We start from the raw sequence: 26,543 nt of genomic DNA on the forward strand, positions 1-26,543 counted from the left end.
CAAAGGGTGATGTGCGTAGAGTTTATTTAAAGATTCAGTGAATTTTTAAGGCTAATAATCAGCGCAGCAACCTGTCTTTATTTAAAGAGTAAAGATAAAAGCGCGTTAATTATTCAGCCAATGCCACCCTTTTTATTTCAGGAGTTAAACATGACGCAATTAACAGGTATTGCGCTGCTCGGTGCTGGCCGCATGGCGAAAGTCCATGCCAGCGCCATTCGCCAGGCGGGCGGGCAAATTGTGGCAGTGTACGATCCGGTTAGCGCAGCCGCTGACGCGATGGCGGCAGAAACCGGTGCCGCGGTGGCATCCAGTGCTGCTGCGGCTATCAACCATCCTCAGGTGGATGCGGTCGTCATCGCCACTTCATCGGATACCCACGTGGAGCTGATCATCGCAGCCTCCCATGCCGGTAAACCGGTGCTGTGTGAAAAGCCGTTAGCCAGCAGCCTGGCGGATGCGCGGCGTTGCATTGAGATCATTGGCAGTGAGGCGGCTCAGCGGGTGTTTCTCGGTTTCAATCGCCGCTTTGACCGTGGGCATGCCTCGGTGCGCCATGCGGTACAGGCCGGTGAGATTGGTCGCCTTGAGCAACTGACCATCACCAGTCGCGATCCCTTCCCGCCACCGCTGGAATACATTCCACGCTCCGGCGGCCTGTTCCGCGACATGATGATCCACGATTTCGATATGGCGCGCGGAATCGTCGGCGAAGAGTTTGTCAGTATCACCGCGCACGGATCGTCGATTATCGATCCCGAAATCGGTCGATTGGGGGATGTGGACACGGCCAGCGTGACGCTACTGGCGGAAGACGGCACGCTCGTCACTATCCTCAACTCCCGCCGCTGCAGCTACGGCTTCGACCAACGCATTGAAGCCTTTGGATCCTCAGGGATGGTGATGTCCGACAACCCGCGCCAGTCAGGCTTTACGCGCTATTCACCCAACGCGCCGGGCTGCTCCGCACCAATTCTGGAATTCTTTATGGAGCGCTACGGGCCCAGCTATGTGGAAGAGATGCGGCTGTTCCTCGAGTGTGCACAGAGCGGCAAACCGATGCCGGTCAATGCATTGGACGGACTGAAAGCCGCACTGCTGGCGGAAGCCGCCACTGAGTCACTCAGACTCGGCAAAACCCTGCACCTCACTGGATTAGATCAGGAGTTCCATCATGCATAACACTGCGGGCCGACATACGAATACCATTGCCATCGTGACTGGTGGCGCACAGGGCGTGGGTTTTGCCATCGCACGTCAACTGGTGTGGGAGGGCTGCACACGATTGATCCTTGCCGGGCGTGATGCAGAGAAGGGCGTGCGTGCCAGTGCCGAACTGGCTGAACTGGGCGCTACCGCGCAGTTTATCGCGCTGGATTTGCAGGATGTGGATGCGTGCCTGGCATTAACCGAGCGGGCGGTCGCAGCCTTTGGCGACGTGAACGTGCTGGTCAATGCTGCTGCACTGGGCGCTCGCGGTACGCTGGTGGATACACCCGTTGAACTCTGGGATCAGATGTTCAATACCAACGCGCGTGCGCCTTTCTTTCTGATGCAGGGCTTTGTGCGCCATCGGCTGGCTCAGGGCGGCGGCGGGGCGATCGTCAATATCCTGTCTCAATGCGCGCACTGTGGACAATCTTATCTGGCACCTTATTCCGCCTCCAAAGGTGCACTCGGCACGCTGACTAAAAACGTGGCCAATGCCTATCGCGGCAACCGTATTCGCTGCAATGCCATTTTGCCCGGCTGGATGGACACGCCTGGCGAGGATCTCACCCAACGAAAATATCACGGCGCGACGGATGGCTGGCTGGAACGTGCCGAGGCGTCACAGCCGATGGGACAGCTTTGTAAGCCGCAGCAGTTGGCAGGCCTTGCCAGTTATCTGCTCAGTCAGGAAGCCGGTGTGATGACCGGTGCATTAATCGATTACGACCAGAATGTTGCCGGTGCCTATCCCGAGTAAGGATGCGCCGATTCTGCCCCCTACAGATCAATACAATAAGGTCAGATTATGCAATTGAAAAAACACCTTACCGCGCTGGCACTGCTGTGCGCGCTACCCGTGAGCGTGATGGCGAAAGACCTCAGCATTGGCGTCAGCATGGATCATTTCGATGATAATTTTCAGACCATCCTGCGCCAGGCGATGGCGAGCAAAATGAAACAACTCGGCGATGTAAAAGGGCAGTTTGAGGATGCAAAAGGGGATTCCGCACAGCAGTTGCAGCAGGTGGAATCCTTTATTGGTCAAGGGGTTGACGCCATCATTGTCACGCCCACCGATACCCAGGCAATGAAACCGATTATCGCACTGGCACAGCGATCTAACGTGCCGCTGGTGTTCGTTAACCGTCGGCCAGAAACACCGTTGAGTGATCGCATGGCCTATGTTGGATCGGATCCACGTCTGGCCGGAAAAATGCAGATGGAAGCACTGGCGAAGAAGATGGGGGATAAAGGCAATGTGATGATCCTGATGGGCAATCTGTCGGGCGAAGATACCCGCGAACGCACCAAAGGGGTCGAAGAGGTCATTGCGCAGCATCCGGGCATGAAGGTGCTGGATAAGCAATCCGCGCTGTTCTTCCGCAAAGAAGCCAATGATGTCACCACCAACTGGCTGCTTACTGGCCAGGATATCAACGCTATCGTTGCTAACAATGATGAGATGGCGATCGGTGCCATTCTGGCGCTGAAGCAGGCGGGGGCGAAAAATGTGCAGGTGGCGGGCATTGATGGCACGCCAGATGCGCTGCAGTTCATCAAGAGCGGAGAGATGAGCCTGACGGTGTTTCAGGACGCCAAAGGGCAGGGCGATGGCGCAGTGCAATCGGCGGTTGCGCTGGTGAAAGGCGAGAAAGTGGCGAAGGATACCTTTATTCCTTATCAACTGATAACCCGGGAAAATTACAGTGAGTTTGCGCAGAATAAGGTGCGCTGAATATTAAGGTGCTGCTTCCGGTGCGCATTAATGCGCACCTTACAATGATTGGTCGCTACCAGTGCGCATCCTACAATCACTGGGCGCTATCAATACGTACTCTACAATGATCGAGCGCAATCAATGCGCATCCTGAAATTATGAGCGCTATTGATGTGCCCCCTTCACTGTAGAGTCGCCTTTAATGGCGACCAACACGCAGTTTTCCCGCAGTGGCTAATTCGCGTAACTCTCTCTATGATGGATTTTTTCCCGGATGATTGTCGGGAACGATCAATGACTTAGGGAAGTAACCACGCGATGACTCCATTAAACGACCTCGATCTGCGTCAGCTGGAAGCCTTCTCGGCGGTAATTTCAGCCGGCAGCGTGACGGCGGCCGCCAAAGCACTAAACCGCTCGCAGCCCGCCGTTTCCCGCCTGATTCAGGAGCTGGAGCAGTCGCTGGGTTATCCGCTGTTTATCCGCAACGGCCCGCGTATTCATCCCTCGGAAGAGGCGCTGCAGCTGCATCAGTATGTGCAGAAAGCACTGCTGTCGCTGCAACAGATCCGACTCCGCGCACAAGAGATCGCCCATCAGCAGCATCGCCCACTCAGTATTGCTGCCACGCCCGCGCTGGCCGCCGGGTTATTGCCGCAGGCACTGGCCGCACTCAATTTACAGAACAAAGTGCAAATCATCAGTGAGTCTGCCGTACAGACGGCACATGCGGTAATTACCGCTGAAGCAGACATCGGTTTGTGCAGCTTGCCGCTGGAGCATCATGCGGTGGAGTTGCACTGGATTGGGCAATCACAGTGCGTAATTGCGCTACCGGAAGAGGATGAACTGGCGGCACACAGTGCGCTTTCGCTGAGCCAGCTTGCTGGCCGCCGTTTGATTGCACCGTGGAGTCCGCAACGCCTGCGTAGTCGTTACGAAAAGGCGCTGAAGAAAGTCAAAGCGCCGCTGCTGGAAACTATCGAAACCAACTCATCGGCAAATATTCTGGGCTGCGTGCGTGCCGGATTGGGCGTGGCGATCCTCGAACCGGTCACCGGCTGGGGCATGCCGCTGGCCGGAGTGGCGATCCGTCCGATTCAGGAAGACATCCCTTACTTCTTTGGCGTGATCACGCCGCAAGGCCGCCAGATTTCCAGCGCTGCGCAGGCACTGGTGGAAGCGCTGGCAGACGCCGCTACTCAGCTGCTGCCAGGGTTTGAACGTCTGCCTGCCAGTGAACATCCGCGCATCATGCGAGTGATAAACCAGGAGTCATAGCGGGGCAATTGAGTTCATCCAACAGCATTAGCGCTTCAATTAGAGATGAAGCGCATCGCTACGCATCTGAACCGAATGCATTAGGCACGCAATAGCCCTATTACGCTACAGCGGCAGGATAAAGTACCGCGGCTTCCTGACTTATCAGGCGCGATGAATCCCTTCATTTTCAACGCTTATAACTTTCTCGGCATAAGATATAAGAAATCCATTGGTCAAATCCTGAGCGAAAATCTTGACTCACATTTAGGGCAAGAGGATTATGCGAAAACTTAGCTCCTATTATGCGTATTGATGATTGTTAGTTACCTATTATGCATTTTATAGATAATTAAAAAGGTAGGATCATCGGCGTGTTTTCATCGTTTTCGCTCGCTCTCAACGCGATCGCTGACACCGGGGAAATCTCTCTATGACGTATGCCGCCAAAGGTCTTGCTGCATTAGAAGCTCAGCTTCAGCAGGATCTGGAATTTCTGGAACTGCCCGCCAAATCCTGGGTACCGGAACGCACCTTCCAGAGTGCGCCGGTCCGTGATGTGGTGGTGATCGGTGCGGGCATGTGCGGTCTGGCGGCACTCGCCAAATTACAGTTCACCGGCATCAGCAATGTGGTGGCTTATGACGCCGCACCCGCTGGGCTGGAGGGACCGTGGATCACTTTTGCGCGTATGGAAACCCTGCGCTCACCAAAAACGCTGCACGGCCCGGCTCTCGGCCTCGCGCAACTGACCTTCCGCGCCTGGTTCACGGCGCAGTGGGGCAAAGAGGCGTGGCAGGCGCTGGACAAAATCCCTAAAGCGCAGTGGATGGATTACCTGATTTGGTACCGCAAGGTGCTGAATCTGCCTGTACAGAACAACGTGCGTGTCACCAGCATTGCACAGGCCGGGGATTTGATTGCGCTGGATCTGGAGGGTGCCGAAACCGAGCGTGTTTACACGCGCCGTTTGGTGCTGGCCACCGGACGTTCAGGCCTCGGTGGCTTCGCCGTGCCGGATTTCCTGCAGGGCATTGATCGCCAGTTCTGGGCACACTCCGCTGATGACATCGATTTCACTGCCTTAAAAGGCAAGCGCATTGCGGTGATTGGTGCAGGAGCCTCGTCGATGGATAACGCGGCCACCGCGCTGGAACAGGGCGCTGCTGCCGTCGATCTGCTGATTCGCCGCAAAGAAATGCCGCGTATCAACAAGATGACCGGCATTGGCAGTCAGGGCGTGGTGCACGGCATGCATCAGTTGCCGGATGCGTGGAAATGGAAATTTGTCGATTACACCGCCGCGACGCAAACGCCACCGCCGCGCTCTTCCACTCTGCGCGTATCACGTCATGAGAACGCGCGCTTCTTCCTCGATTGCGGCATTAACGCCGTTAAACAGGAAGAAAACGGCCTGCTGATTGAAACCACCCAGGGCGCACTGCACTACGACTTTTTGATCGCCGCCACCGGCTTCACCAACGATTTCCACGGCCGCCCGGAGTTTGCTGCCATTGCGCCGCATATTCGCAGCTGGTCTGACGGTCGCTATCAACCTGAGATGGGCAATCCGCGCCACAGCCTGCTGGAAGCGCCGGATCTCGGCGCTTCATTCGAGTTCCGCGAACTGACGCCTGATGCCTGCCCGATGCTGGCACACATCCACTGCTTCAACGATGCCGCCATGCTGACGCACGGCAAAGTCTCCGGCGACATTCCTGCGGTAAGCGCCGGTGCCGATCGCCTGGTGCGCGGTATTACCGCCTCGCTGTTTGCCGAGGACGTCGAGCAGCACTACGCCAACTTACAAGCTTTTGACACCCCTGAATTACAGGGCGATGAATGGGTGGATTCAACCCCGTTACTAAAACAGGAGAACGCGTTGTGAGCGACGCTATTGATCAAGCAGCCGGATTAACACCAGATGAGGCGTTGTATCAGACGCGCCGCCTGCGTCCCGAATTTGTTGAGGGCGCGGAAGCGTGCCGTGTGTCAGTACTCGCGCCGGAAGAGGGTCAGGGTTTACCTGCGGATCTGCGTCTGGCACTGGCGCAGCGTATGGCGGTGTTGAACTACGATGCGCCGCTGCAAAGTGATTACCAGGCGCAGCTGGCGGCGTTAAATCCGTCTGAAGCCTTGCTGGCGCTGGCCTCAGGTTGCGCCGTAGCGGAAGAGCCGCTGGCCACGATTGCGCGCCATGCTGACATGGTCACGCAGCAGCCCATTCAGGCTACCGAACAGCATATTCGCTTGCTGGAGCAGGCCGGTTTGAGCAACCCGCAAATTGTTGCGCTCTCTGAGCTGATCGCCTTTGTTAACTTCCAGACGCGCGTGGCGGCTGGCTTACGTTTGATGAGGTCCGCATGATTCCGTCGGTAAATCTCAAGCCGCTGCACTGGCATCCTTACATCACGCCAGTCGATGTAGAACAGGCGACACCGGCGCAGCTCGATGCGATGAAAGTCACGCCGTCCAACAAGAAGATCTCCGAGTACGTGCGCACGCTGGTGCACGATCCCGAGAGCTACACCGCACGTACCGGGCTGTTCAACGCCATTATGTATGTCGAAGGTGGCCTCGATCGTGCGGATCGTGAGCTGGGCGCATTAGGTGCTTCGATCGTCAACGGTTGCCGCTACTGTGCGGTAGTGCACGCGCGGCGTCATGCGCAGCTGGCCGACAGTGACGCCGTGGTCAGTGCCATCTATTTTGATAGAGCGGATGTATTAGGTGAACGCGATGCGGCGATCTACCGCTTTGCCCGCCGTTTATCGGTTACGCCTTCTGAGGCCACGCCGGAAGATGTGGCGGCACTGCGTGCCGTCGGCATGAACGATCAGGAGATTATCGATCTGATCCACGCCATCGCCATTTTCGGCTGGGCCAACCGTCTGATGCATGTGCTCGGCCATGCTGACCTGAACAAATAAGGGCTGCACCGGATGTTAGAACTCAACAATATTACGCTCTCTTACGGCAGCAATCCGATCCTGAAAGGGGTTGATCTGTCGGTAAAACGCGGCGATGTGGTGTCGATCATCGGGCCAAGCGGCACCGGGAAAACCACGCTGCTGCGCTGCATTAACTATCTGGCGAAGCCGTCAGCCGGGACCATTCAGCTGGATCAGATCCGCATGGATTATCAGTCACCGGATAAAGCGGCGATCCAGGCGATCCGTCTGCGCACCGCCATGGTGTTCCAGCAATTTAACGTGTTCAAAAACATGACAGTGCTGGAAAACGTGATGGATCCGCTGATCGTCATCCAGCGTAAAACCAAACAGCAAGCGCGCGACATCGCCGTGCAGGAGCTGGAGCGTGTGGGTCTGGGTGCCAAGCTCGATCACTATCCGTCGCAGCTGTCTGGCGGCCAGTTACAGCGTACCGGTATCGCCCGTGCTTTGGCGGTGCGTCCTGATGTGATGCTGTTTGATGAACCGACCTCATCGCTCGATCCTGAGCTGGTGGGTGAAGTGCTGAAAGTGATTAAAGACGTGGCGTCATCCGGCATTACCTCGCTGCTGGTGACGCATGAGATGCAGTTCGCGAAAAGCATTTCGAATCGCATCGTGTTTATGGATCAGGGTGTCGTGGCCGCGCAGGGCAGTCCGACAGAGATGTTTGATAATCCAACCCTGCCGCGCCTTGCACAGTTCCTCAGTTCAGAACGAGCATTCTAATAATTAAAGGAATCAAAGACATGCCTGCAATCAAAACCACATTACGTCGCCTGGCCGCGCCTGGCATCATCGCCCTGGCTCTGATCAGCGGTAACAGCTTTGCTGACGCGGTACGCACCATCAAAATCGCCACCGCTGCGGAATCCAAACCGCTGTCATGGGGCGCCATCGGCCACGAACCTGAGGGTTACGAGCCGGACGTGCTGAAAGCCATCAACGCCAAACTGCCACAGTACAAGTTTGTGATGGAAGGCGCGGCGGATATCGCACAGGAAACGGGCCTGGTGACCGGCAAGTACGACATGGCGACCGGCGGTTACTACAAAGCGCCTGCGCGCAGCAAACAGTTCCTGATTCCGGATGCACCGATCGGTGCCAGCCTGATGAAGATTTACAGCCGCAGCGATAGCAATATCAACGGCATGAAAGATCTGGTCGGCAAGAACATCGTGCCAGTGACCGCAGGCGGCGGCGTGTATAAGTTCGTCACCCAGTGGCAGCAGGATAACCCGGACGACAAAATCACCATCAAAGCGTCCAGCGCCGGTGTGCCTTACCCGGATCGCCTCAAAGAAGTGCAGAACGGGAAATACGATGCGCTGATCCTGCCTTCAAACCTCGGTGAGCAGACGGTGATCGACAACCAGAAGCTGGCGATCAAAGCCAGTGAGCCGGTGGTGATCAACAACACCTATGTGCTGATCCACCGCTCTGCCGAAAACCAGGCGCTGAACGATGACGTGAACAAAGCGCTGAAAGAACTGAAAGACGACGGCACGCTGGATAAGCTGGCGCAGAAGTGGTTTGGCGAAGAAGTCACTAAGTACATGAAGTAACAGATTCACTGCGCCCGGTGCTGAGCCGGGCGCATGCTGTCCTTTTTAGCAGGAGTGTTTCACCGTGAATCTATCCTCCATGATTCCAGAACTGCTGTCGGCGCTGCCACTGACGCTCGGCATCATGTTTGTGGCGATGATTGCCGGGTTCTTTCTGGCGCTGATCGCCACCGTTTTTCGCGTGCGCCGTATTCCCGTGATCAGCCAGCTGGCCGATCTCTATGTTTCTTACGCGCGTAGCGTGCCGGTGGTGCTGCAGCTGTTTGTGGCCTTCTACGGCATGCCGCTGATCACCGATAATTTCGGCTTTGGTGACTTTTTTACCGCCAATGTGGCGGCGATGATCGGCCTGAGCCTGTATCACGGCGGTTATCTGTCGGAAGTGATGCGCCCGGCATACCTTGCGGTGGAACGGGGTCAGCACGATGCCACCGACAGCCTTGGCTACAGCTTCCGCCAGAAAATGCTGCGGGTGATTGGCCCGCAGGCGGTGCACTTTGCGCTGCCGGGTTACGGCAATGCGATTATCTATCTGATTCACAACGTGGCGCTGGTGATGTACATCGGTGCGGCAGATGTGATGGCGACCGCGCACCTGATTATGGAACGCGATTACAACCAGTATCAGTTCGGCACCTATCTGGTGTTGGCCGTACTCTATTCACTGCTGTGCGGTGTGGCGTGGCTGGTTATCCGCTTCTTTGAACAACGTCATGCGAAGTACAGCTCTAAGTCTGCACCGCGCGTGAAGTTCACCACCAGCGTCTGAGTCGGGGAGACAAACCATGTTTGATGCTGAGGTTTTGCTGCCGGACTTCTGGAGCATTCTCGATGCGGTACCGGTGACGCTGCTGATGGCGGTCACGGTATTTATCTGTTCGACGCTGTTGGGCGGGTTGTTTGCCTTTATCGAGCATCGCCGCATTCCAGTGCTGCGCCAGCTGGTGATCACTTACAAAATCGCCTTCAAAGGCGTGCCGATGGTGGTGGTGATTTTCCTCGCCTATTACGGCTTGCCACCGGCGCTGCACTTTGTTGCCACGCTGTTTGGCGTCGAGGTGAATGCCCATTCACTGCCAAACTGGGTGATCATCATTGTGGCACTGAGTGCCTGTGTCGCGGCATTCCAGGCCGAAGTGTGGAAAGGCGCGCTGAACTCGTTCGACAGTGGACAATCCGATGCCGCTTTGTCGCTCGGCTACAGCGGTGGACAGCTGTTCCGTCGGGTGATGTTCCCGCAGATTATCGTGGCGGCGATCCCCGATCTGGCGAATGCCTTTATGGTGATTATGAAAGCGCTTTCGCTGGCGTTTGCGATTGAAGTGGTGGATATCTTTGCCCAGGCGCAGTTGACGGCGGCGCTGAATTTCTACTACCTCGAAGCCTTCCTGATTGCGGTGGTGTTCTACATGGTGATTGCGTATCTGGTCACTAAGATCGCCGACAAGATCGAGGCGGCGCTGCGCGTGCGCACCTAGAGATGGCTAAGTTGTGATGAAACGGTAGCCCAGTGTGGCTGCCGTTTTTTTTGGCAAATTTGCGCGATAAATCGTGCTGCTACAGGGCCTGCACGGGTTGGGTAGCGGCGCAATTCATTGCGCTTCATAATGAACACTCCTTGCTATCATTATGCAAGTAACTTGCAAAATGATAGTCACTCTGCAACAGTATGCCGCATAAGATCCTCTGCGGAATACCACCATGAAAAACGAACCGCTTTATCAAATGGCCTGCCCGATTGCGCGCAGCCTTGGCCGTATCGGCGATGGCTGGAGCATGCTGATCATGCGCGATGCGCTGGCCGGTTTTACCCGTTTTGACGAATTCCAGAAAAACAGCGGCGTGGCACCGAACATCCTCTCGCGTCGCCTGAAAGAGCTGGTGGAAGATGGTTTGATGGAAAAGGTGTGTTACAGCACCACGCCGATGCGCTTCGAATATCACCTTACGCCCGCCGGACGTGATTTGCGTGGCGTTATCCTGGCGCTGGCCGAGTGGGGCAGCACCCACTTCTCACCGGAAGGAAGGCAGATGCAGCTGGTGGAAACCGCCACCCAGCGTCCAGTGAAACCGCAGCTGGTCGATAGCGAAAACGGCCAACCGCTCACCAGCGATAAATACCAAATGGTGCCCGGCCCGGCAGCGGCGCCGATCATGCACTATCGCCATGATTATTTGCAGAAAAAACGCGCGGGTGACAGCACGCTGAAATTCTCTCCGCCTGTTACAGAGAAACAGCCATGACCCGCACGCGTAAAAAATCCGCTCTGCTGCTGGCAGTGGCGATCGGCGGTTTAACGGCGGCAGGTTATGGCTACTATTGGTGGCACACCGCGCGCTTTATGCCTTCCACCGACGATGCCTATGTTGGCGCAGATATCAGTGCCATCTCCGCCAAAGTGTCCGGTTACATTCACACGCTGGCGGTGCAGGACAACGCACAGGTGAAAAAGGGCGATCTGCTGGTGCAGTTGGATAACCGTGATTATCTGGCGGCGGTGGATCAGGCAACGGGTGAAGTGGCCGCACAGCAGGCCGCGTTAAGCGATATCGCCGCCACGCGCCAGCTGCAACTCGCCACTATTGCGGGCACGCACGCTTCTCTGCTGGCGGCGCAGGCGGTGACGCTGAAAACCACCTCCGATCAGCGCCGCTACAGTGCGCTGGCCAGCAGCTCCGCGGTCTCACAGCAGATCCGCGATCATGCTCAGGCCGATTACCATCAGGCGATGGCGGAAGAGAGCAAAACCCGTGCCGACAAAACCGTTGCCGAGCGCCAGTTGCAGGTGCTGGATGCCCGTGAGCAGCAGGCCAAAGCCGCCTTAACTCAGGCTCAAGCGGGGCTGGCGATGGCTAAGCTCAATCTTGAATACACTGAAATCCGCGCCCCCTTTGATGGTGTGGTGGGCAACCGTCGCGCCTGGTCAGGTTCTTATGTCAGCAGCGGCACGCAGCTACTGTCGCTGGTGCCGGCGCAAGGGCTGTGGATCGATGCCAACTTCAAAGAGAGCCAGCTGGCCAATATGAAGCCGGGGCAGGTGGCTCGCATCGTCGCGGACGTGTTACCCGGTCGCACCTTTAATGGCCACGTTGGCAGCCTGTCGCCAGCCACCGGTTCACGCTTCAGCATTCTTCCGGCAGAAAATGCCACTGGCAACTTCACCAAAATCGTCCAGCGCGTGCCGGTGCGCATTGTGCTGGACGGCGACGCGGCGGTGCTGGGTCTGTTACGCCCTGGTCTTTCCGTCACGGTGACGGTGGATGAGAGAAGCGCGCGATGAGCAGCGTGGCTGCACCGCTGATGGCACCGGCGGAGATGCCGGTCAGCAAGAAGGTGTTCGCCTTTGCCACCATGTGCATCGGCATGTTTATCGCCTTGCTGGATATCCAGATTGTCTCCGCCTCATTGCGGGATATCGGCGGAGGGCTCTCGGCGGGTGACGACGAAACCGTGTGGGTGCAAACCAGCTACCTGATCGCGGAAATCATCATTATCCCGCTTTCCGGCTGGCTGGCGAGCGTGATGTCTACACGCTGGCTGTTTGCCGTCTCCGCCTGCGGCTTCACGGTAATGAGCTTGCTGTGCGCCTGGGCGTGGAATATTCAGAGCATGATCGCCTTTCGCGCCTTGCAGGGATTGGCGGGCGGCTCGATGATTCCGCTGGTGTTCACTACCGCCTTTGCCTTTTTCCAGGGCAAGCAGCGGGTGATTGCGGCCGCCACCGTGGGTGCGCTGGCCTCATTAGCGCCGACGCTAGGGCCCACGGTCGGCGGTTGGATTACCGATAACTTCAGCTGGCACTGGCTGTTTTACATCAACATCATTCCCGGTATTTACATCGCCATCGCGGTGCCGCTGTTGGTCAGGATCGATTCGCCGAATCCCGAGTTACTGCGCGGTGCGGATTACTTCAGCATTGTTTTGCTGGCGCTATCATTGGGCTGTCTGGAGTACACCCTGGAAGAGGGGCCGCGCTGGGGTTGGTTTGACGATAGCACCATCACCACCACGGGCTGGATCGCATTGCTGTGTGGCGTGCTGTTTATCTTCCGCACGTTAAACCACGCGAAGCCGATCATGGATCTGCGCGCGTTAAAAGATCCAGGGTTTAGCCTCGGCTGTTATTTCTCGTTTATGGCTGGCGTGGGGATCTTCGCCACCATCTATCTCACGCCGCTGTTTCTCAGCCAGGTACGCGGCTTTAGTGCGCTGGAGATCGGGTTAGCGATCTTCTCCACCGGCATCTTTCAGATCCTGTCGATCCCGCTTTATGCCTGGCTGGCGAATCGCGTTGATCTGCGCATTTTGCTGGCGTTTGGCCTGATGAGTTTTGGTGTATCGATGTTTTTCTTTGTGCCGATTACCCATGACTGGGGCGCAAAAGAGCTGCTGTTTCCGCAGGCGTTCCGCGGCATGGCGCAGCAGTTTGCGGTGGCACCCACCGTGACGCTGACGCTCGGCAGCTTGCCACCCGCGCGACTAAAATTAGCCTCAGGACTGTTTAATCTGATGCGTAATCTCGGTGGTGCCATCGGCATTGCGCTGTGCGGCACCGTGCTCAATGACCGCACCAATCTGCACTTCAGCCGCCTGGCCGATCACCTCAACAGCGCCAGTTTGTCGCTCGGCGACTATCTGCAATCGCGCACCGCAGCCCTGATTTTCAACGGATTAAGCCCGGATGCGGCGCACACGGCGGCGCTGCAATCGCTGGCTTCACTCACCCTGCGCGAGGCGCGCACGCAGGCTTTTTCGGACGCATTCTGGCTGATCATGGTCGGATTTTGTATCGCTGCGCTGCTGGTTCCTTTGATGAAAAAGCCCGCAGCTTAAGGAGTTATCGATGAAACGTATTGTGATTACAGGTATGGGGATGGTTTCCCCGCTCGGCTGCGGTACAGAAGCGGTGTGGCAATCACTGCTGGCAGGGAAATCCGGCATCAGCGCCTTACCGGACGAGATGGTGCAGGACATTAGCTGCAAAGTGGCGGGTCAAGTGCCCACGCTGGAACAAGATCCACAGCATGGCTTCGATCCCGAGCGCGTGATCGCGCCAAAAGATCGCAAGAAAATGGATCGCTTTATTGAGTTTGCGCTGGTGGCGGCGCATGAAGCGCTGACGCAAGCCAACTGGTTCCCGCAGGATGAGGCAGATCGCCAGCGCACCGCGACGGTGATTGCTACTGGCATTGGTGGTTTCAACGAGATCGCCAACGCGGTAGAAACCACCGCCAATCGCGGCCCGCGTCGTTTATCGCCGTTTACCATTCCCTCTTTCCTCGCCAATCTGGCGGCAGGGCATGTGTCGATTGCCCACGGTTTTCGCGGCCCGATTGGCGCCCCTGTCACGGCGTGCGCGGCGGGTGCGCAGGCGATTGGCGATGCGGCACGATTGATCCGCAGCGGCGAGGCAGACATCGCGCTGTGCGGCGGCACCGAGGCGGCGATCCATCGCGTCAGTCTGGCGGGCTTTGCGGCTGCGAAAGCGATGTCAGGCGGATTTAACGATCATCCTGAACAGGCATCTCGTCCGTTTGATCGTGACCGCGATGGCTTTGTAATGGGTGAGGGCGCGGGTCTGCTGGTGATTGAATCTCTGGAACATGCACAGGCACGCGGTGCGACACCGCTGGCGGAACTGGTCGGCTATGGCACCAGTGCCGATGCCTACCATCTCACCGCCGGACCGGAAACCGGTGAGGGCGCTCGCCGTGCGATGGAGACTGCGCTGGCGCAGGCGGGCATCACCCCAGCCGAGGTGCAGCATATCAACGCTCATGCCACCTCCACGCCGGTGGGTGACAAAGGCGAGCTGGCGGCCATTCGCACGCTGTTTGCGGACAGCAATGTGGCGATCACCTCGACGAAATCCGCCACCGGGCATCTACTGGGTGCCGCGGGCGGCGTGGAGGCGATCTTCTCGATCCTGGCACTGCGCGATCAAATCGCACCGCCCACGCTCAATCTGCTGCACCCCGATGAAGCTGCCACCGGACTGAACCTGGTGGCGCTGAAACCACAGCCGATGGCGATGCAGTATGTGCTGTCGAACGGGTTTGGTTTTGGAGGCGTGAATGCCAGCCTGCTGTTTAAGGGTTGGGATGAGGTTTTCCGTTAACGTGCTGGGAAGACTGACGGCAATAAAAAAGGCCGCTGTTTACAGCGGCCTGGAGGGCGGGGTGAATTAGCGCTTTTCCAGCGCTTCCCACAGACCCATCAGGTAAGTGGTGCCGAGTGCGCGGTCATACAGACCGTAGCCCGGACGTCCGGTTTCGCCCCAGATAAAGCGGCCATGATCGGAACGAATGTAGCCATCGAAGCCGTTGTCGTGCATCGATTGCAGCACTTTGTACATATCCAGCGAGCCATACTCAGAAGGATGTGCGCACTCGTAGAAATCTTTGTCCTGAATAATCTTGATGTTACGTACGTGCGCAAATGGAATACGTTTGCGGCGTGAGAACTCGGCCAGAATACCGTACACATCATTCTGCGGATCTTCCGCAATCGATCCGGTACACAGCGTGATGCCGTTAGCCTCCGAATCCACCACGTTACAGATCCAGTCGAGGTCTTCGCGATTCTTCACAATGCGTGGCAGACCGAAGATCGAGTACGGTGGATCGTCAGGATGGATCGCCATCTTCACGCCCACTTCTTCACATACCGGGATCACCGCTTTCAGGAAGTAAGCGAGGTTTTCACGCAGCTTGTTGTCGTCAACGTCTTTGTATTGCGCAAACAGATCCTGCACTTTCGCCAGACGCTCTGGCTCCCAGCCTGGCAACGCGAAACCGTTTGAGTTACCCAACACTTCCTGCACCACTTCGTCGAGGCTCTTATCGATGCCTTTCTTCTCGAACGCCATGGTGAGTGAGCCGTCTGGCAGCACGTAGTTCATGTCGGTCTTCATCCAGTCAAATACCGGCATGAAGTTGTAGCAGATCACTTTCACGCCGACTTCAGCGAGGTGACGAATGCTCTGCTTGTAGTTCTCAATATATTGATCGCGGCTCGGCAGGCCGATCTTGATGTCGTCATGAATGTTGACGCTCTCGATCACTTCCACCGTCAGACCGGCGGCATGTACCTGATCAACCAGTGCTTTAATCTTATCTTTCGGCCAGGTTTCCCCGACCGGCACGTCATACAGCGCGCCGACTACGCCACGTACACCCGGCACCTGGCGTATATATTCCAGCGAAACTTTATCTTCTTTGGGACCAAACCAACGCATTGTCAGTTGCATAATCTCATCCACCGTCATCGTGTTGCTGCGATAACTGTTAAACTACCATTCTAGTAAACATGATCACAGCATCGACTAACGAATATCTCTTGATCCGCGTCACAGAACACAATTTCTTCGGAAAAGCAGGCGGTGTGGCGGATTTACGCGGCCTAAATTTAGTTCGGGTGCTAACGCAACGAGAACGGAAAGAAGAGGTACGCCTTTTCCCAGGCGCGTTTTCTACTGCCTTGCAGGAATAAAGAAAGTTTTGTTAGCTGAAATAACCTCAATGCTTCGCCGTTCCCTCTGAGCTTGATGCAATTTTCCGCTACTGATCGGCTTTTCAATTGTTTTATTTATCAGAAACTTCCTGGCAGGCAGAATAACCCTTATTTCCTCTCCGTCAGCCATCATGTCCGAAGAAGCGCTGCGTCAGCAGATTCAGAACCTGAAAAAGCATAATGCGCGCTTAAAGCGCATAGCGCATGACGCGCGAAACAAGCTGAGTGCGGCGCTGGACGGAACCGGTTTATGTTTGTGGCAGCTGGATATTCCCAGCGGCAAGCTGGTGATTTTCAATCGACGCTGGGGTTCGATGCTGGGTTTCCAGCCGAAAGAGACCAAAGCGCAGTTTGAAGTCTGGCGCGAACGCCTGCACCCCGATGACGCCGATGAAGTGCTCAAGGCGTTTTACGATCACATCGAAGGGCGCGCGCCTTACTATGAGGCGCTGCATCGCATGCTGGGTAAGAACGATAAAATTACCTGGGTGCTGGATCGTGGGCGTGTGACCGAGTGGGACGAAGAAGGCAATCCGCTTAAAGTCACCGGCACGCACATCGATATGACCAAAGAGAAGCAGTATGAAGCGCAGCTCTCTTCATTGGCGCATCACGATCCGCTAACCGGTCTGACCAACCGCCACGCGCTGCAAACGCATTTCGCTAAAATGAAAGCGCAGGGGCCGCTGTGCGTGGCATTTATCGATCTCGATAACTTTAAGCATGTTAACGACACGCTCGGCCATCGCAGTGGCGATGAAGTGTTGATTCAGCTCAGCCAGCGCATTCTTGACCAGGTGCCACCGAACGTGGTGGTGGGCCGTTTAGGTGGTGATGAGTTTGTGCTGCTGATGCCGTTCCTGATCGATTTCCCCAAAGTGCGCATCATGATGCAGGCGGTGCTGGATGCCGCGTTGACGCCGTTCGATGTCGATAACGGCCATGCGCAGATTGGTGCTTCGATTGGCGTGGCGACGGTGCAGCCGCACTTTAGTTTTGATGAGGCGCTGACGCGTGCCGATGAAGCGATGTACCAGATTAAGAAGAACGGCAAGCAAGGGTTTGGCCTGGCGGGGTAATCCTTTGCGGTTGCGTAAAAAGACCCGCGCCACCGCCAAAGTCTGTTTCCCCATTTGTAGCAAAGCCCTCTCACCAGGAGAGGGCCATAAACCGCCTTTAACTCAAAACGCGAAGCACGAACAGCCCAGCGCACCCCAGAAGGCATGGTTATCCGACACCGGCACCGAAGACTGGCGTGCCACATCGTGTGAGTGGCTGTGTACCCCACAAGGGCCGCTACACTGGTGCACTTTCGGCATCATCGCCGCACGACCACTGGCTTGCGGTGGCGCGCTACGGTAGTGGCCCGGCACGGTGACCACCGGAGACCACTCTGGCAACACTGGCACCGGTGGCGGTGACAGCGGCGTGAAGCCGCCTGCGGCATACACCACTTCGCCATCGACCAGCGTTAATACCGATTCAATCCCTTTAATCTCCTCTTCCGGCACGCTGAAGAAATCTTTCGACAGCAGCACCAGATCCGCTAACTGACCGACTTTGATTTCCCCTTTTGCATTCTGCTCGCTGGAGAACCAGGCGCTGCCTTTGGTCCACAGCATCAGCGCGGTTTCGCGGTCAATACGGGCATTGTCATCGTACAACTGCATGCCGCCGACGGTGCGGCCAGAAACCAGCCAGTAGAGCGCGGTCCATGGGTTATAGCTGGCGACGCGCGTGGCATCGGTGCCCAAACCGACAGGCACCTCCGCATCCAGCATGCGCGCCACCGGCGGCGTCTGTTTGGCGGCTTCTTTACCGTAGCGATCGACGAAGTACTCCCCCTGGAACGCCATACGATGCTGCACGGCCAGCCCGCCACCCAGCGCTTTAACGCGCTCAATGTTGGCTTCGGTGATGGTCTCGGCGTGGTCAAAGAACCAGTGCAGGCCGTTAAACGGAATATCGCGGTTTACTTTTTCAAACACGTCCAGCATGCGGCAGATCGATTCGTTGTAGGTGGCATGCAGACGGAACGGCCAGCGATGCTCAACCAGATGGCGCACCACGCGCTCCAGCTCATCTTCCATGCCGGGGGCCAGGTCGGGGCGCGGTTCGAGGAAGTCTTCGAAATCGGCCGCCGAGAACACCAGCATCTCGCCCGCTCCATTATGACGCAGGAAATTGGTGCCCTGGCCCGGCTTCAGCATGTCGGTCCACTTCTCGAAATCTTCCAGTTCATGGCCGGGACGCTGGGTAAACAGGTTGTAGGCAATGCGCACCGTCAGCTGCTTTTTGGCGTGCAGTTCCGAAATCACATCGTAATCATCGGGATAGTTCTGGAAGCCGCCGCCCGCATCAATGGCGCTGGTCAGGCCGAGGCGGTTCAGCTCACGCATAAACTGACGTGTGGAGTTAACCTGCTGTTCCAGCGGCAGCTTCGGTCCTTTCGCCAGCGTGGCGTACAGCAGCATGGCGTTAGGGCGCGCAATTAGCATGCCGGTCGGGTTACCGTTGCTGTCACGCTGGATTTCACCGCCCGGTGGGTTCGGCGTGTCTTTGGTGTAACCGACCACGCGCAGCGCAGCGCGGTTCAGCAGGGCACGGTCATACAGGTGCAGGATGAACACTGGCGTATCCGGCGCGGCGGCATTGATCTCATCCAGCGTCGGCATGCGGCGTTCAGCAAACTGGAATTCACTCCAGCCGCCGACGACGCGCACCCACTGCGGTGAAGGGGTGCGCAGCGCCTGTTCACGCAGCATACGCAGCGCATCGGCCAGTGACGGTACGCCTTCCCAGCGCAGTTCAAGGTTGTAGTTAAGGCCACCGCGAATCAGGTGCAGGTGTGAGTCGTTAAGGCCAGGAATACCGGTGTGGCCTTTGGCATCAATAATCTGCGTGTCGCTGCCAGCAAAGCGCATCACTTCCGCTTCGCTGCCTACCGCGAGAAACTTGCCGTCTTTGATCGCCACCGCAGTGGCGAGCGGGTTGGCGCGATCCACGGTATGGAATTTGCCGTTGGTAAAAATCAGTGAGGCCGTTGTCATCATCTCTTCTCCAGTTAGATTACGCGTTGCGGCCAATAAGCCACTGTTTTAAAACACGGGTAACGATCGGCATCCACAAGAACACCACCAGTGCCACCACGCTGGCATCATTCAGTAAGTGGCCCCACAGCGTGCCGTGCGCGGCGGGCAACACCTGATTCCAGAACCACGGCACCAGGTTGGTAGAGGGAAAAATCACCCCCAGCGTCAGTAAGTATTGTTTCCATTTCGCCGGTTTGACCTGGCCTTTTTGCGTCGGGGTAAACCAGAACGCGGCGCCGGGGCGCACTTCAATGTGTTCCGGCAGTGCCAGCATCGCTGGCAGGTTCTGGATTAACGTTTTGCGCTGATCCGATTTCAGCCAGGCGTACAGCTCATCCAATCCGGTAAAACGAATCAGCACGGTGTAAGCATTGTCGCCGTGCACCGGGCGCAGCACGTTGACGCCAAGATGGCCAGGAAAGCTCGCAGCCTGCGGCATGATGGTGTCGAGCCACTGCTCATAATGGGCCTGCTGTTCTGGCAGGATGCTGTGGGTAATCACCAGCGTCACATGGTTGGCTTGTTGTGAGTAATTCATCGTAAGTTCCTGAGTTTCCGCTGGTGAAAGTGCTTGCGTCGTTGAGTAAAAAAATACGAAATGAGAGCGTTTATTGATAACGGATAGATTTTGGGTTGTTGTTCAACAATTTTTGGGGAGGCATGGGGTATGCGTTTAAACCTTGAGGCGCTGCTGATTTTGGACGCGTTGGATCGCCACGGCACCTTTGCCGCTGCGGCTGCGCGCTTGTTTAAAACCGCGTCGGCGTTGAGCTACACCGTGCAGAAGATGGAGAGCGATCTCAAGATCACGCTGTTGGATCGCTCTGGCCATCGCGCCACCTTCACCCCGACCGGGCGTTTGATGCTGGAAAAAGGACGCACCCTGCTGCGCGCGGTGAATGAGTTAGAACAGCAGGCGCGCTACGTCGAAAGCGGCTGGGAAAGCCAGTTGGTGATCAGCGTCGATGCCTCACTGCCGTTTCGCATTCTCACGCCGCTGATTGATCAGTTTTATCAGGAGCACCCGCATACTCAGCTGCAATTCCGTCAGGACGTGCTGGCTGGCTGCTGGGAAGCGCTCAACTATGGCGAAGCGGACATTGTCTTTGGCGCGGTGCAGGAACCCGCCACGCGCAAAGAGATTGTCTGCCAGCCGCTCGGCTGGCTGGATTATGTGTTTGCTGTCGCACCGGAGCATCCTCTCGCTTCCGCACCTGAACCACTGCTGCGCGAGCAGATTCGTCAGTACCGCGCGGTGACAGTGCACGACTCGTCTCGTCACGGTGCAGGTATTGATTTACGCGTGCTGGATGAGCAGAAGACGCTGAGCGTGCATGACTTCCCTGCGAAACTGCAGGCGCAACTGGATGGCTTGGGCTGTGGTTACCTGCCGTTATACCTGGCGAGGCCGCATCTGGAGAGTGGCGCGCTGTTGGCGCGCCAGCTGGATAGCGAATGCCGCCGCGATATGGCGTATCTGGCGTGGAATGAAACCGCGACCGGCAATGCGGCAACCTGGTGGCGTGAGCACCTGCTCACGCTTCCTGGATTGCAGGAGATTTATTCTCCCGCGTAAAGGCTGTTATATCGCAATGTGGTGACTGACCTGCGGGGCTTCTTCACCCTGATGATATTGCAAAACTGCCTGCTGAAGTTCGGCATCGGCGTGCGACACACGCTGGTGCTGACGCATATGCTCCTGCCAGGACTCCACCATAAACCACTCCAGCAATGCTGTCGGATCGTCGGTTTGCTCCATGAGTCCCCACGAATAGGCGCCATCACGGCGGCGAGACTGTGCCAATTTGTGAATCGCCTTTTTGAACGCGGCGCGATCTTCCTGCGGCACGCGGTAGCGAATCTGAATCAACACCGGACCATGACGCACATCGACATCATCGTGCACCACCGGCATGGCCCAATGCTCCGCGGGTTGCAGATCCGCTTCACCCGCAGGCAGTGTCAGACGTTTCAGCAGCACGCCAGTGATCACCAGACCGGCCCCGGCAATCAGCAAAGTGGTGGCCAGCCCCAGTTGCTGCGCGATTAGACCCCACGCCAGACTGCCACCGGCCAATGTGCCGTTAAACACCATCAGATACACCGCCAGACCGCGACCGCGCACCCAATCCGGCAGCACCGCCTGCGCTACGCCGTTCAAGGTGGTCAGTGCAATAATCCAGCCAACGCCCAGCACCAGCATCAACAGCAGCGCCAGCCACTGCGGCGGGCTCATCGCTAATGCCAGCATGACCAGCGCACTCAGCACCGCAGAGAGCAGCAGCAAACCATCGTTACTGAGTTTGCTACGCAGACGCGGCAACAGCAGCGCACCGGCAATCGCACCGCCGCCCACTGCGCCCAGCAGCAAGCCGTAAAAGCCTGCGGTACCGTGCAGCATGGTGCGTGCTACCAGCGGCAGTAGCGCCCAGATGGCACTGGCAAAGGCGAAATACATCGCAGCGCGGAACAGCACGCGGTGCAGTTCACGGCTGGCTTTGACATAACGCAGGCCCGCGCGGAAGGCACCAAAGAAGTGTTCGTTGAGTTCGGTTTTGGCTTTCGCCGGACGTTTCCAGTACACCAGAGCAGCAATAACGAAAAAATAACTCGCCACATCGGCACCGTAGGCCGCCATGGCGCCTAAACTTGCCAGCAGTAAACCGCCAGTGGCAGGCCCGATGGCGCGGGCAATATTGATGCCGAGCGAGTTAAGCGCTACGGCGTTTTTTAGCTCATGACGCGGCACCAGTTCAGGGACAATCGCCTGCCAGGCCGGGCCAAACAGCGCAGCACCAATGCCACCGACAAAGGTCAGGCCGATTAGCCATTCCACGGTGAGCCAGTGATTGTGCGACAGCACCAGCAGAGTGCCGCTGACGCTGGCCATCAGAATCTGCACCACGATCAGCAGACGACGGCGATCGACGATATCAGAGAGCACGCCCGCGGGCAGTGCCAACAGGAACACCGGCAGGGTGGCGGCGGTTTGCATCAACGCCACGGCGGTCGGATTATCGGATAAGCCGGTGACTAACTAGGCGCTGGCGACGTCGCGAATAAAGCTGCCGGTATTACCGAGTACCGAGGCGGTCCAGATCAGGGCGAACAGCCCGTAGGCGAAGGGAGAAAAAGCACCGCCGCGTGGCGGCGTTGGGTTTTGCTGGCTCATCATCGTGTTCCTGTAAATGTGCGATGTATGCACCTTACGAATCCCGCCAGACGCTTGATAGCGGAAAAAATCGGCCAACTTGTTCAGGCTTTTTTGACAGCTTTGCAGGGCAAAAATCTTTGAACAAGTTGTCAAAATCTCTGCTTTAGGTTTTTACAGCAACCGAATGTAGTTTGATTGGCAGACACAACATCACTCACTAAACGGAGCAAAAAACATGAGCACATTCAAAGCAAAAGACGGCGTTAACCTGTATTACAAAGATTGGGGCAAAGGACAGCCCGTGCTGTTCAGCCACGGCTGGCCGCTGGATGCGGATATGTGGGATAGCCAACTGAATTTCCTCGCCGAACGCGGCTATCGTGCGATTGCGTTTGACCGTCGCGGTTTTGGTCGCTCTGAGCAGCCGTGGGAAGGCTACGATTACGATACTTTCGCCGATGATATTCATGCGCTGATTGAGCATCTGCAACTGGATGACATCACGCTGGTGGGCTTCTCAATGGGCGGTGGTGATGTCTCACGTTATATCGGTCGCTACGGTACGGCGAAAGTGAAAGGGCTGGTACTACTGGGCGCGGTGACGCCAATCTTCGGCAAAACCGATGACCATCCGGAAGGTGTTGAAAAAGCAGTATTTGATGGTATCAAAGACGGCTTGCGTAAAGATCGTGCGCAGTTTATCAAAGACTTCGCCACGCCGTTTTATGGTGCCAATGCCGGCCAGACTATTTCAGATGGCGTAATGACGCAGACGCTGAATATCGCGCTGTTGGCCTCACTGAAAGGAACGATCGATTGTGTCACGGCTTTTGCCGAGACCGATTTCCGCGCCGATATCGCCAAAGTGGATGTGCCGACGCTGGTGATCCACGGCAGCAACGACCAGATTGTACCCTTTGAAGCCACCGGTAAGCTGGTACACGAGATGATCGAAGGATCGGAGCTGAAAGTGTATGAAAACGGCCCGCACGGTTTTGCGGTGACGCATCAGGATCAGTTGAACGACGACTTACTGGCGTTCTTGCAGGGAAATAAATAAGCGCAGGTTGCGTAGCGGCGCAATTTATCGCGCGAATCCAGGGCTGCATCGCCGCTTACAGATGCGCAATAAGCCGCTGCGATAATGACCACCAAACAGAAAGGGCGCCTGATGCGCCCTTTCTGTTTTAATCCGCCAGCAGATGCCCGTACATCGACATTAGCCTGCGGGTCACACCGTTGGTCCAGCCAAATCCATCCTGCAGTGGATATTCACCGCCGCCACCCGGACGGGCGCGATCGCCGCTGATGTCATACTTCTCCACCAGCTTGTGATGCAGCGAATAGAAGTTCTTCACCGTGGTCAGCCAGTTAACGGCAATCTCTGTCGCCAGCGTCTCTTCGCCGTAATGATTCAGACCCACTACCGCCATCCATTGTAATGGTGCCCAGCCGTTGGGTTTATCCCACTGTTCACCGCTCTCTACCATCGATGTCACCAGACCGCCCTGCGTCAGCAGCAACTGGCGCAGCGCCACCGCCTGCAGATGCGCTTGCTCCGGCGTGGCCAGGCCGAGGAACAGCGGCACCACAGCCGCTGCCGTGAAGGCACCGAAGCGCTCATCGCGCCAGTTGTAATCACGGTATACGCCTGCGGTGTCATCCCACAGATAACGATGAATCGCCTGCTTACGCGTGTCGGCTTTCTTCTGCCACGCCAGCGCCGTTAGCTCTTCACCTTTGGCGTGTGACAGGGTGGAGATCATCAGCTCCAGTTTGTAGAGAAACGCGTTCAAATCCACTGGAATAAACTGGGTAGTGCGAATACTGGCCAGACGCTGCGGATCGCGCAACCAGCGTGAGGAGTAATCCCAACCCGATGCGGCACCGGCACGCAAATCACGATAGACCTCATTAGCCGGTCGGCTGGATTTGCTGGCAGTTTCCACGTCTTCCATCCACGACTCATCACGCGGGGTGTCGCGGTCATCCCAGTAGCGGTTGAGCAGCGAGCCATCGGGCATGCGCACCACGTGGCGATAAGCCTGATGTGGCATCAGCTCGCCCGCGCCATCCATCCAGAACTGGTACTCTTTCATCAGCTGGTCGAGATAACGTTTGGCACCGCGAATCCCATCCTCTTCAAACAGCTCCACCATCAGGGCAAACACCGGCGGCTGTGAGCGGCTGAGATAATAGGTGCGATTGCCATTGGGCACGTGACCGTAGTTATCGATTAGCCATGCGAAGTTGTCTGCCATATCGCGCAGCAGATCGTCACGCCCGGCATCTGCGAGGCCAAGCATGCTGAAATAGGAGTCCCAGTAATAGGTCTCACCAAAACGCCCGCCTGGCACCACATAAGGTTTTGGCAGCGGCAGCAGCGATGAGTGCGGTAAATGCTGTTGCGGCATTTTGGTTAACACCGGCCACAACTCGTCAATATGTTCCGTCAGCGATTTATCAGGATTGGAAACATAAAAGCTTTCATTCACCTGGGGTAAATAAAAATGGTCGTGCACGAATTTTTCGAGATCGAATTCGGCCGAGCGACGAGTGCGACGATAGCGGATTAATATATCCAGCGGATCATATTTTGGCGCGCAGTCCGGGAATGTTTTTCCATCCGGAAATATGCGCGACATCTGCACGTGCTTGAACAGTTCAAGGTAGCGATCGGCAGGGGTGAGCGCATCTGGTGCGGGCAGACCCTGGATCAGCTCCGGTTCCGGCTCGGAATCCTCCATGCCTTCGCGGATAAATTCGTGAGGATCGTATTGATACCCCAGATCAGCATGGGCTTCGTGTTCCCCGAAAGCTTGATGTTGCTGATTAGTATTAATAGCGGCCTCCTGAAATTGCCTGGTTGCTCAAAGGACAAATTATAGAGCTTTGAATAGCCGAGACAACAATGCGAAATATCTATGAACGTAATAAATCTTGTCGATTGATCCGGCTTTTTAGTGAATTTACAGCGATTACAACAAGCTATATTTCAGGAAATGAAAGCAGTGTTTTAAATGCTGGTTCAAATCAGTGCACAGAATTATCTGTAAATAAGAAAATCGCCATTATTTGGCTTAAATACCGCGTTTGGCTTTGATCATTTGGTGGCATACGAGACGGGAATCAGGCCAGATCGCGCTGGCCTGAACAGGCATTATTTCGCCAGTGTGGCTTTAATCACATCAGCATACGGCGTGGTCGGGCGACCAATCAATTTGCTCAGTGAACGGCTGTCATCGAACAATCCGCCTTGCGCGGCACCGGCATCGGAGTCCGCCAGCAGTTCTGCCAATCCATCCGGCAAACCGGCGCCTTTCAATGCTGCCTCAAACTCAGCAGGCGGCAGGTTGATGTAATCGACTTGCTCGCCAGACTGTTTCGCAATCTCGGCGCTGAACTCGGCCAGCGTGTAGCTCTCATCGCCGGCTAATTCGTACACTTTGCCTGCCTGATCGTCACGGCTGATGACTTCAGCTGCTGCGGCGGCATAGTCCACGCGAGCGGCCGATGAGATGCGGCCTTCACCGACCGCGCCAATAAAGGCGTGATGCGCCAGCGCTGGGGCAATGCTGGCGGCATAGTTTTCGGTGTACCAGCCATTACGCAGCAGGGCATAGGGCACGCCTGAGGCCTTAAGCATCGCTTCTGTGGCGCGATGCTCGACGCCCAGACCTAGCGTGGTGGTGTCCGCATGCAACAGGCTGGTGTAAGCGATAAACTTCACGCCCGCCGCTTTTGCCGCATCAATCACCGCCTGGTGCTGCGCTTCACGCTGGCCGACTTCGCTGGAAGAGATCAGCAGCAGTTTGTCGACGCCGCTGAACGCGCTTTTCAGCGTGTCTGGCTTGCTGTAATCCGCCGCGCGCAACGTCACGCCCAGCGCTTTCAAATCGTCTGCTTTCTCAGGTGACCGCACTGCCGCAATCACTTCGCTGGCAGGCACTTTTTTCAGTAACTCGTTAATCACCAAACGGCCCAGTTGGCCTGTGGCACCGGTAATCGCAATCATGATGTTCTCCTTCAGTTTGAGCTGGAATGAAATCAGCCTAAGGGATAAACTAACTTTTAGTAAG

At 56.6% G+C, this 26,543-nt stretch carries 23 protein-coding genes and 1 pseudogene; 18 read left to right on the forward strand and 6 right to left on the reverse strand.

The genetic code is table 11. The annotated features are described in order from the left end of the window. The first annotated feature begins 150 nt into the window (after positions 1-150). The 15 genes from iolG to fabF all read left to right on the forward strand — a co-directional run bounded on the left by iolG (position 151) and on the right by fabF (position 14,824). Complete coding sequence (iolG, locus tag FD737_RS06240; RefSeq protein ID WP_160833009.1) at positions 151-1,182, forward strand: inositol 2-dehydrogenase; 1,032 nt, start codon at positions 151-153, stop codon at positions 1,180-1,182. After that, positions 1,175-1,969, forward strand: coding sequence for an SDR family oxidoreductase (locus tag FD737_RS06245; RefSeq protein ID WP_160833010.1), 795 nt, complete (start codon positions 1,175-1,177; stop codon positions 1,967-1,969). The genes iolG and FD737_RS06245 overlap by 8 nt, the downstream gene beginning before the upstream one ends. 48 nt (positions 1,970-2,017) lie before the next feature. Next, positions 2,018-2,947: a sugar ABC transporter substrate-binding protein gene (locus FD737_RS06250; protein ID WP_160833011.1), complete on the forward strand. Its 930-nt coding sequence runs from the start codon at positions 2,018-2,020 to the stop codon at positions 2,945-2,947. A gap of 300 nt (positions 2,948-3,247) precedes the next feature. Further along, on the forward strand, positions 3,248-4,210 hold the full coding sequence (locus FD737_RS06255; RefSeq protein WP_097118095.1) for a LysR family transcriptional regulator: 963 nt from the start codon (positions 3,248-3,250) through the stop codon (positions 4,208-4,210). A 412-nt stretch (positions 4,211-4,622) separates the two neighbouring features. Further along, complete coding sequence (locus tag FD737_RS06260) at positions 4,623-6,077, forward strand: NAD(P)-binding domain-containing protein (protein ID WP_160833012.1); 1,455 nt, start codon at positions 4,623-4,625, stop codon at positions 6,075-6,077. Beyond that, positions 6,074-6,556 (forward strand): hypothetical protein, encoded by a 483-nt coding sequence (locus FD737_RS06265; RefSeq protein ID WP_160833013.1) that lies wholly within the window; start codon positions 6,074-6,076, stop codon positions 6,554-6,556. The genes FD737_RS06260 and FD737_RS06265 overlap by 4 nt, the downstream gene beginning before the upstream one ends. Then, the gene (locus FD737_RS06270) at positions 6,553-7,119 is read left to right on the forward strand and encodes a peroxidase-related enzyme (RefSeq protein WP_045814738.1); all 567 of its coding nucleotides are present in this window, start codon (positions 6,553-6,555) and stop codon (positions 7,117-7,119) included. Before FD737_RS06265 ends, FD737_RS06270 begins: the two co-directional genes overlap by 4 nt. 12 nt (positions 7,120-7,131) lie before the next feature. Then, positions 7,132-7,869, forward strand: coding sequence for an amino acid ABC transporter ATP-binding protein (locus tag FD737_RS06275; protein WP_160833014.1), 738 nt, complete (start codon positions 7,132-7,134; stop codon positions 7,867-7,869). 20 nt (positions 7,870-7,889) lie between these two features. Then, positions 7,890-8,705 (forward strand): transporter substrate-binding domain-containing protein, encoded by an 816-nt coding sequence (locus FD737_RS06280; protein WP_160833015.1) that lies wholly within the window; start codon positions 7,890-7,892, stop codon positions 8,703-8,705. Between the two features lie 79 nt (positions 8,706-8,784). Further along, positions 8,785-9,474, forward strand: a complete 690-nt coding sequence (locus tag FD737_RS06285; protein ID WP_197080186.1) for an amino acid ABC transporter permease — start codon at positions 8,785-8,787, stop codon at positions 9,472-9,474. A 16-nt stretch (positions 9,475-9,490) separates the two neighbouring features. Continuing rightward, positions 9,491-10,183 (forward strand): amino acid ABC transporter permease, encoded by a 693-nt coding sequence (locus FD737_RS06290; protein WP_160833016.1) that lies wholly within the window; start codon positions 9,491-9,493, stop codon positions 10,181-10,183. 223 nt (positions 10,184-10,406) lie between these two features. Next, the gene (locus FD737_RS06295) at positions 10,407-10,949 is read left to right on the forward strand and encodes a helix-turn-helix domain-containing protein (protein WP_160833017.1); all 543 of its coding nucleotides are present in this window, start codon (positions 10,407-10,409) and stop codon (positions 10,947-10,949) included. Then, positions 10,946-11,986 carry an HlyD family secretion protein gene (locus FD737_RS06300; protein WP_160833018.1) on the forward strand — a complete coding sequence of 347 codons (1,041 nt, stop codon included), beginning with the start codon at positions 10,946-10,948 and terminating at the stop codon, positions 11,984-11,986. The genes FD737_RS06295 and FD737_RS06300 overlap by 4 nt, the downstream gene beginning before the upstream one ends. Next, complete coding sequence (locus FD737_RS06305) at positions 11,983-13,539, forward strand: DHA2 family efflux MFS transporter permease subunit (RefSeq protein ID WP_237448751.1); 1,557 nt, start codon at positions 11,983-11,985, stop codon at positions 13,537-13,539. The genes FD737_RS06300 and FD737_RS06305 overlap by 4 nt, the downstream gene beginning before the upstream one ends. Before the next feature lie 10 nt (positions 13,540-13,549). Beyond that, positions 13,550-14,824 (forward strand): beta-ketoacyl-ACP synthase II, encoded by a 1,275-nt coding sequence (fabF, locus tag FD737_RS06310; protein ID WP_160833019.1) that lies wholly within the window; start codon positions 13,550-13,552, stop codon positions 14,822-14,824. 66 nt (positions 14,825-14,890) lie between these two features. On the opposite strand, the gene uxuA is transcribed toward fabF, so the two are convergent. Continuing rightward, positions 14,891-15,955, reverse strand: coding sequence for a mannonate dehydratase (gene uxuA / locus FD737_RS06315; RefSeq protein ID WP_160833020.1), 1,065 nt, complete (start codon positions 15,953-15,955; stop codon positions 14,891-14,893). Between the two features lie 394 nt (positions 15,956-16,349). On the opposite strand from uxuA, the gene FD737_RS06320 reads away from it, so the two are divergent. Next, entirely contained in the window at positions 16,350-17,297 is a 948-nt protein-coding gene (locus FD737_RS06320) for a sensor domain-containing diguanylate cyclase (protein WP_097118088.1), read from the forward strand. 102 nt (positions 17,298-17,399) lie between these two features. Here the strand turns inward: FD737_RS06320 and FD737_RS06325 are convergent, their stop codons facing one another. Further along, positions 17,400-19,268, reverse strand: coding sequence for an amidohydrolase (locus FD737_RS06325; protein ID WP_370523023.1), 1,869 nt, complete (start codon positions 19,266-19,268; stop codon positions 17,400-17,402). 19 nt (positions 19,269-19,287) lie between these two features. Next, on the reverse strand, positions 19,288-19,848 hold the full coding sequence (locus FD737_RS06330) for an antibiotic biosynthesis monooxygenase (RefSeq protein WP_097118086.1): 561 nt from the start codon (positions 19,846-19,848) through the stop codon (positions 19,288-19,290). A gap of 129 nt (positions 19,849-19,977) precedes the next feature. Between FD737_RS06330 and FD737_RS06335 the strand changes: the two genes are divergently transcribed. Beyond that, positions 19,978-20,886: a LysR family transcriptional regulator gene (locus tag FD737_RS06335; protein WP_160833022.1), complete on the forward strand. Its 909-nt coding sequence runs from the start codon at positions 19,978-19,980 to the stop codon at positions 20,884-20,886. A gap of 6 nt (positions 20,887-20,892) precedes the next feature. On the opposite strand, the pseudogene FD737_RS06340 reads toward FD737_RS06335, so the two are convergent. Continuing rightward, positions 20,893-22,482, reverse strand: a pseudogene (locus FD737_RS06340) (MFS transporter). A gap of 217 nt (positions 22,483-22,699) precedes the next feature. Here FD737_RS06340 and FD737_RS06345 point away from each other — a divergent pair. Further along, positions 22,700-23,524 carry an alpha/beta fold hydrolase gene (locus FD737_RS06345; RefSeq protein ID WP_160833023.1) on the forward strand — a complete coding sequence of 275 codons (825 nt, stop codon included), beginning with the start codon at positions 22,700-22,702 and terminating at the stop codon, positions 23,522-23,524. 127 nt (positions 23,525-23,651) lie between these two features. Here the strand turns inward: FD737_RS06345 and treF are convergent, their stop codons facing one another. Next, positions 23,652-25,307, reverse strand: a complete 1,656-nt coding sequence (gene treF, locus FD737_RS06350; RefSeq protein ID WP_160833125.1) for an alpha,alpha-trehalase TreF — start codon at positions 25,305-25,307, stop codon at positions 23,652-23,654. 317 nt (positions 25,308-25,624) lie between these two features. Next, positions 25,625-26,479, reverse strand: a complete 855-nt coding sequence (locus FD737_RS06355; RefSeq protein ID WP_160833024.1) for an SDR family oxidoreductase — start codon at positions 26,477-26,479, stop codon at positions 25,625-25,627. Positions 26,480-26,543: the final 64 nt, after the last annotated feature.

Source organism: Pantoea sp. Seng, from assembly GCF_009829935.1.
GTDB classification, from domain to species: domain Bacteria; phylum Pseudomonadota; class Gammaproteobacteria; order Enterobacterales; family Enterobacteriaceae; genus Pantoea; species Pantoea communis.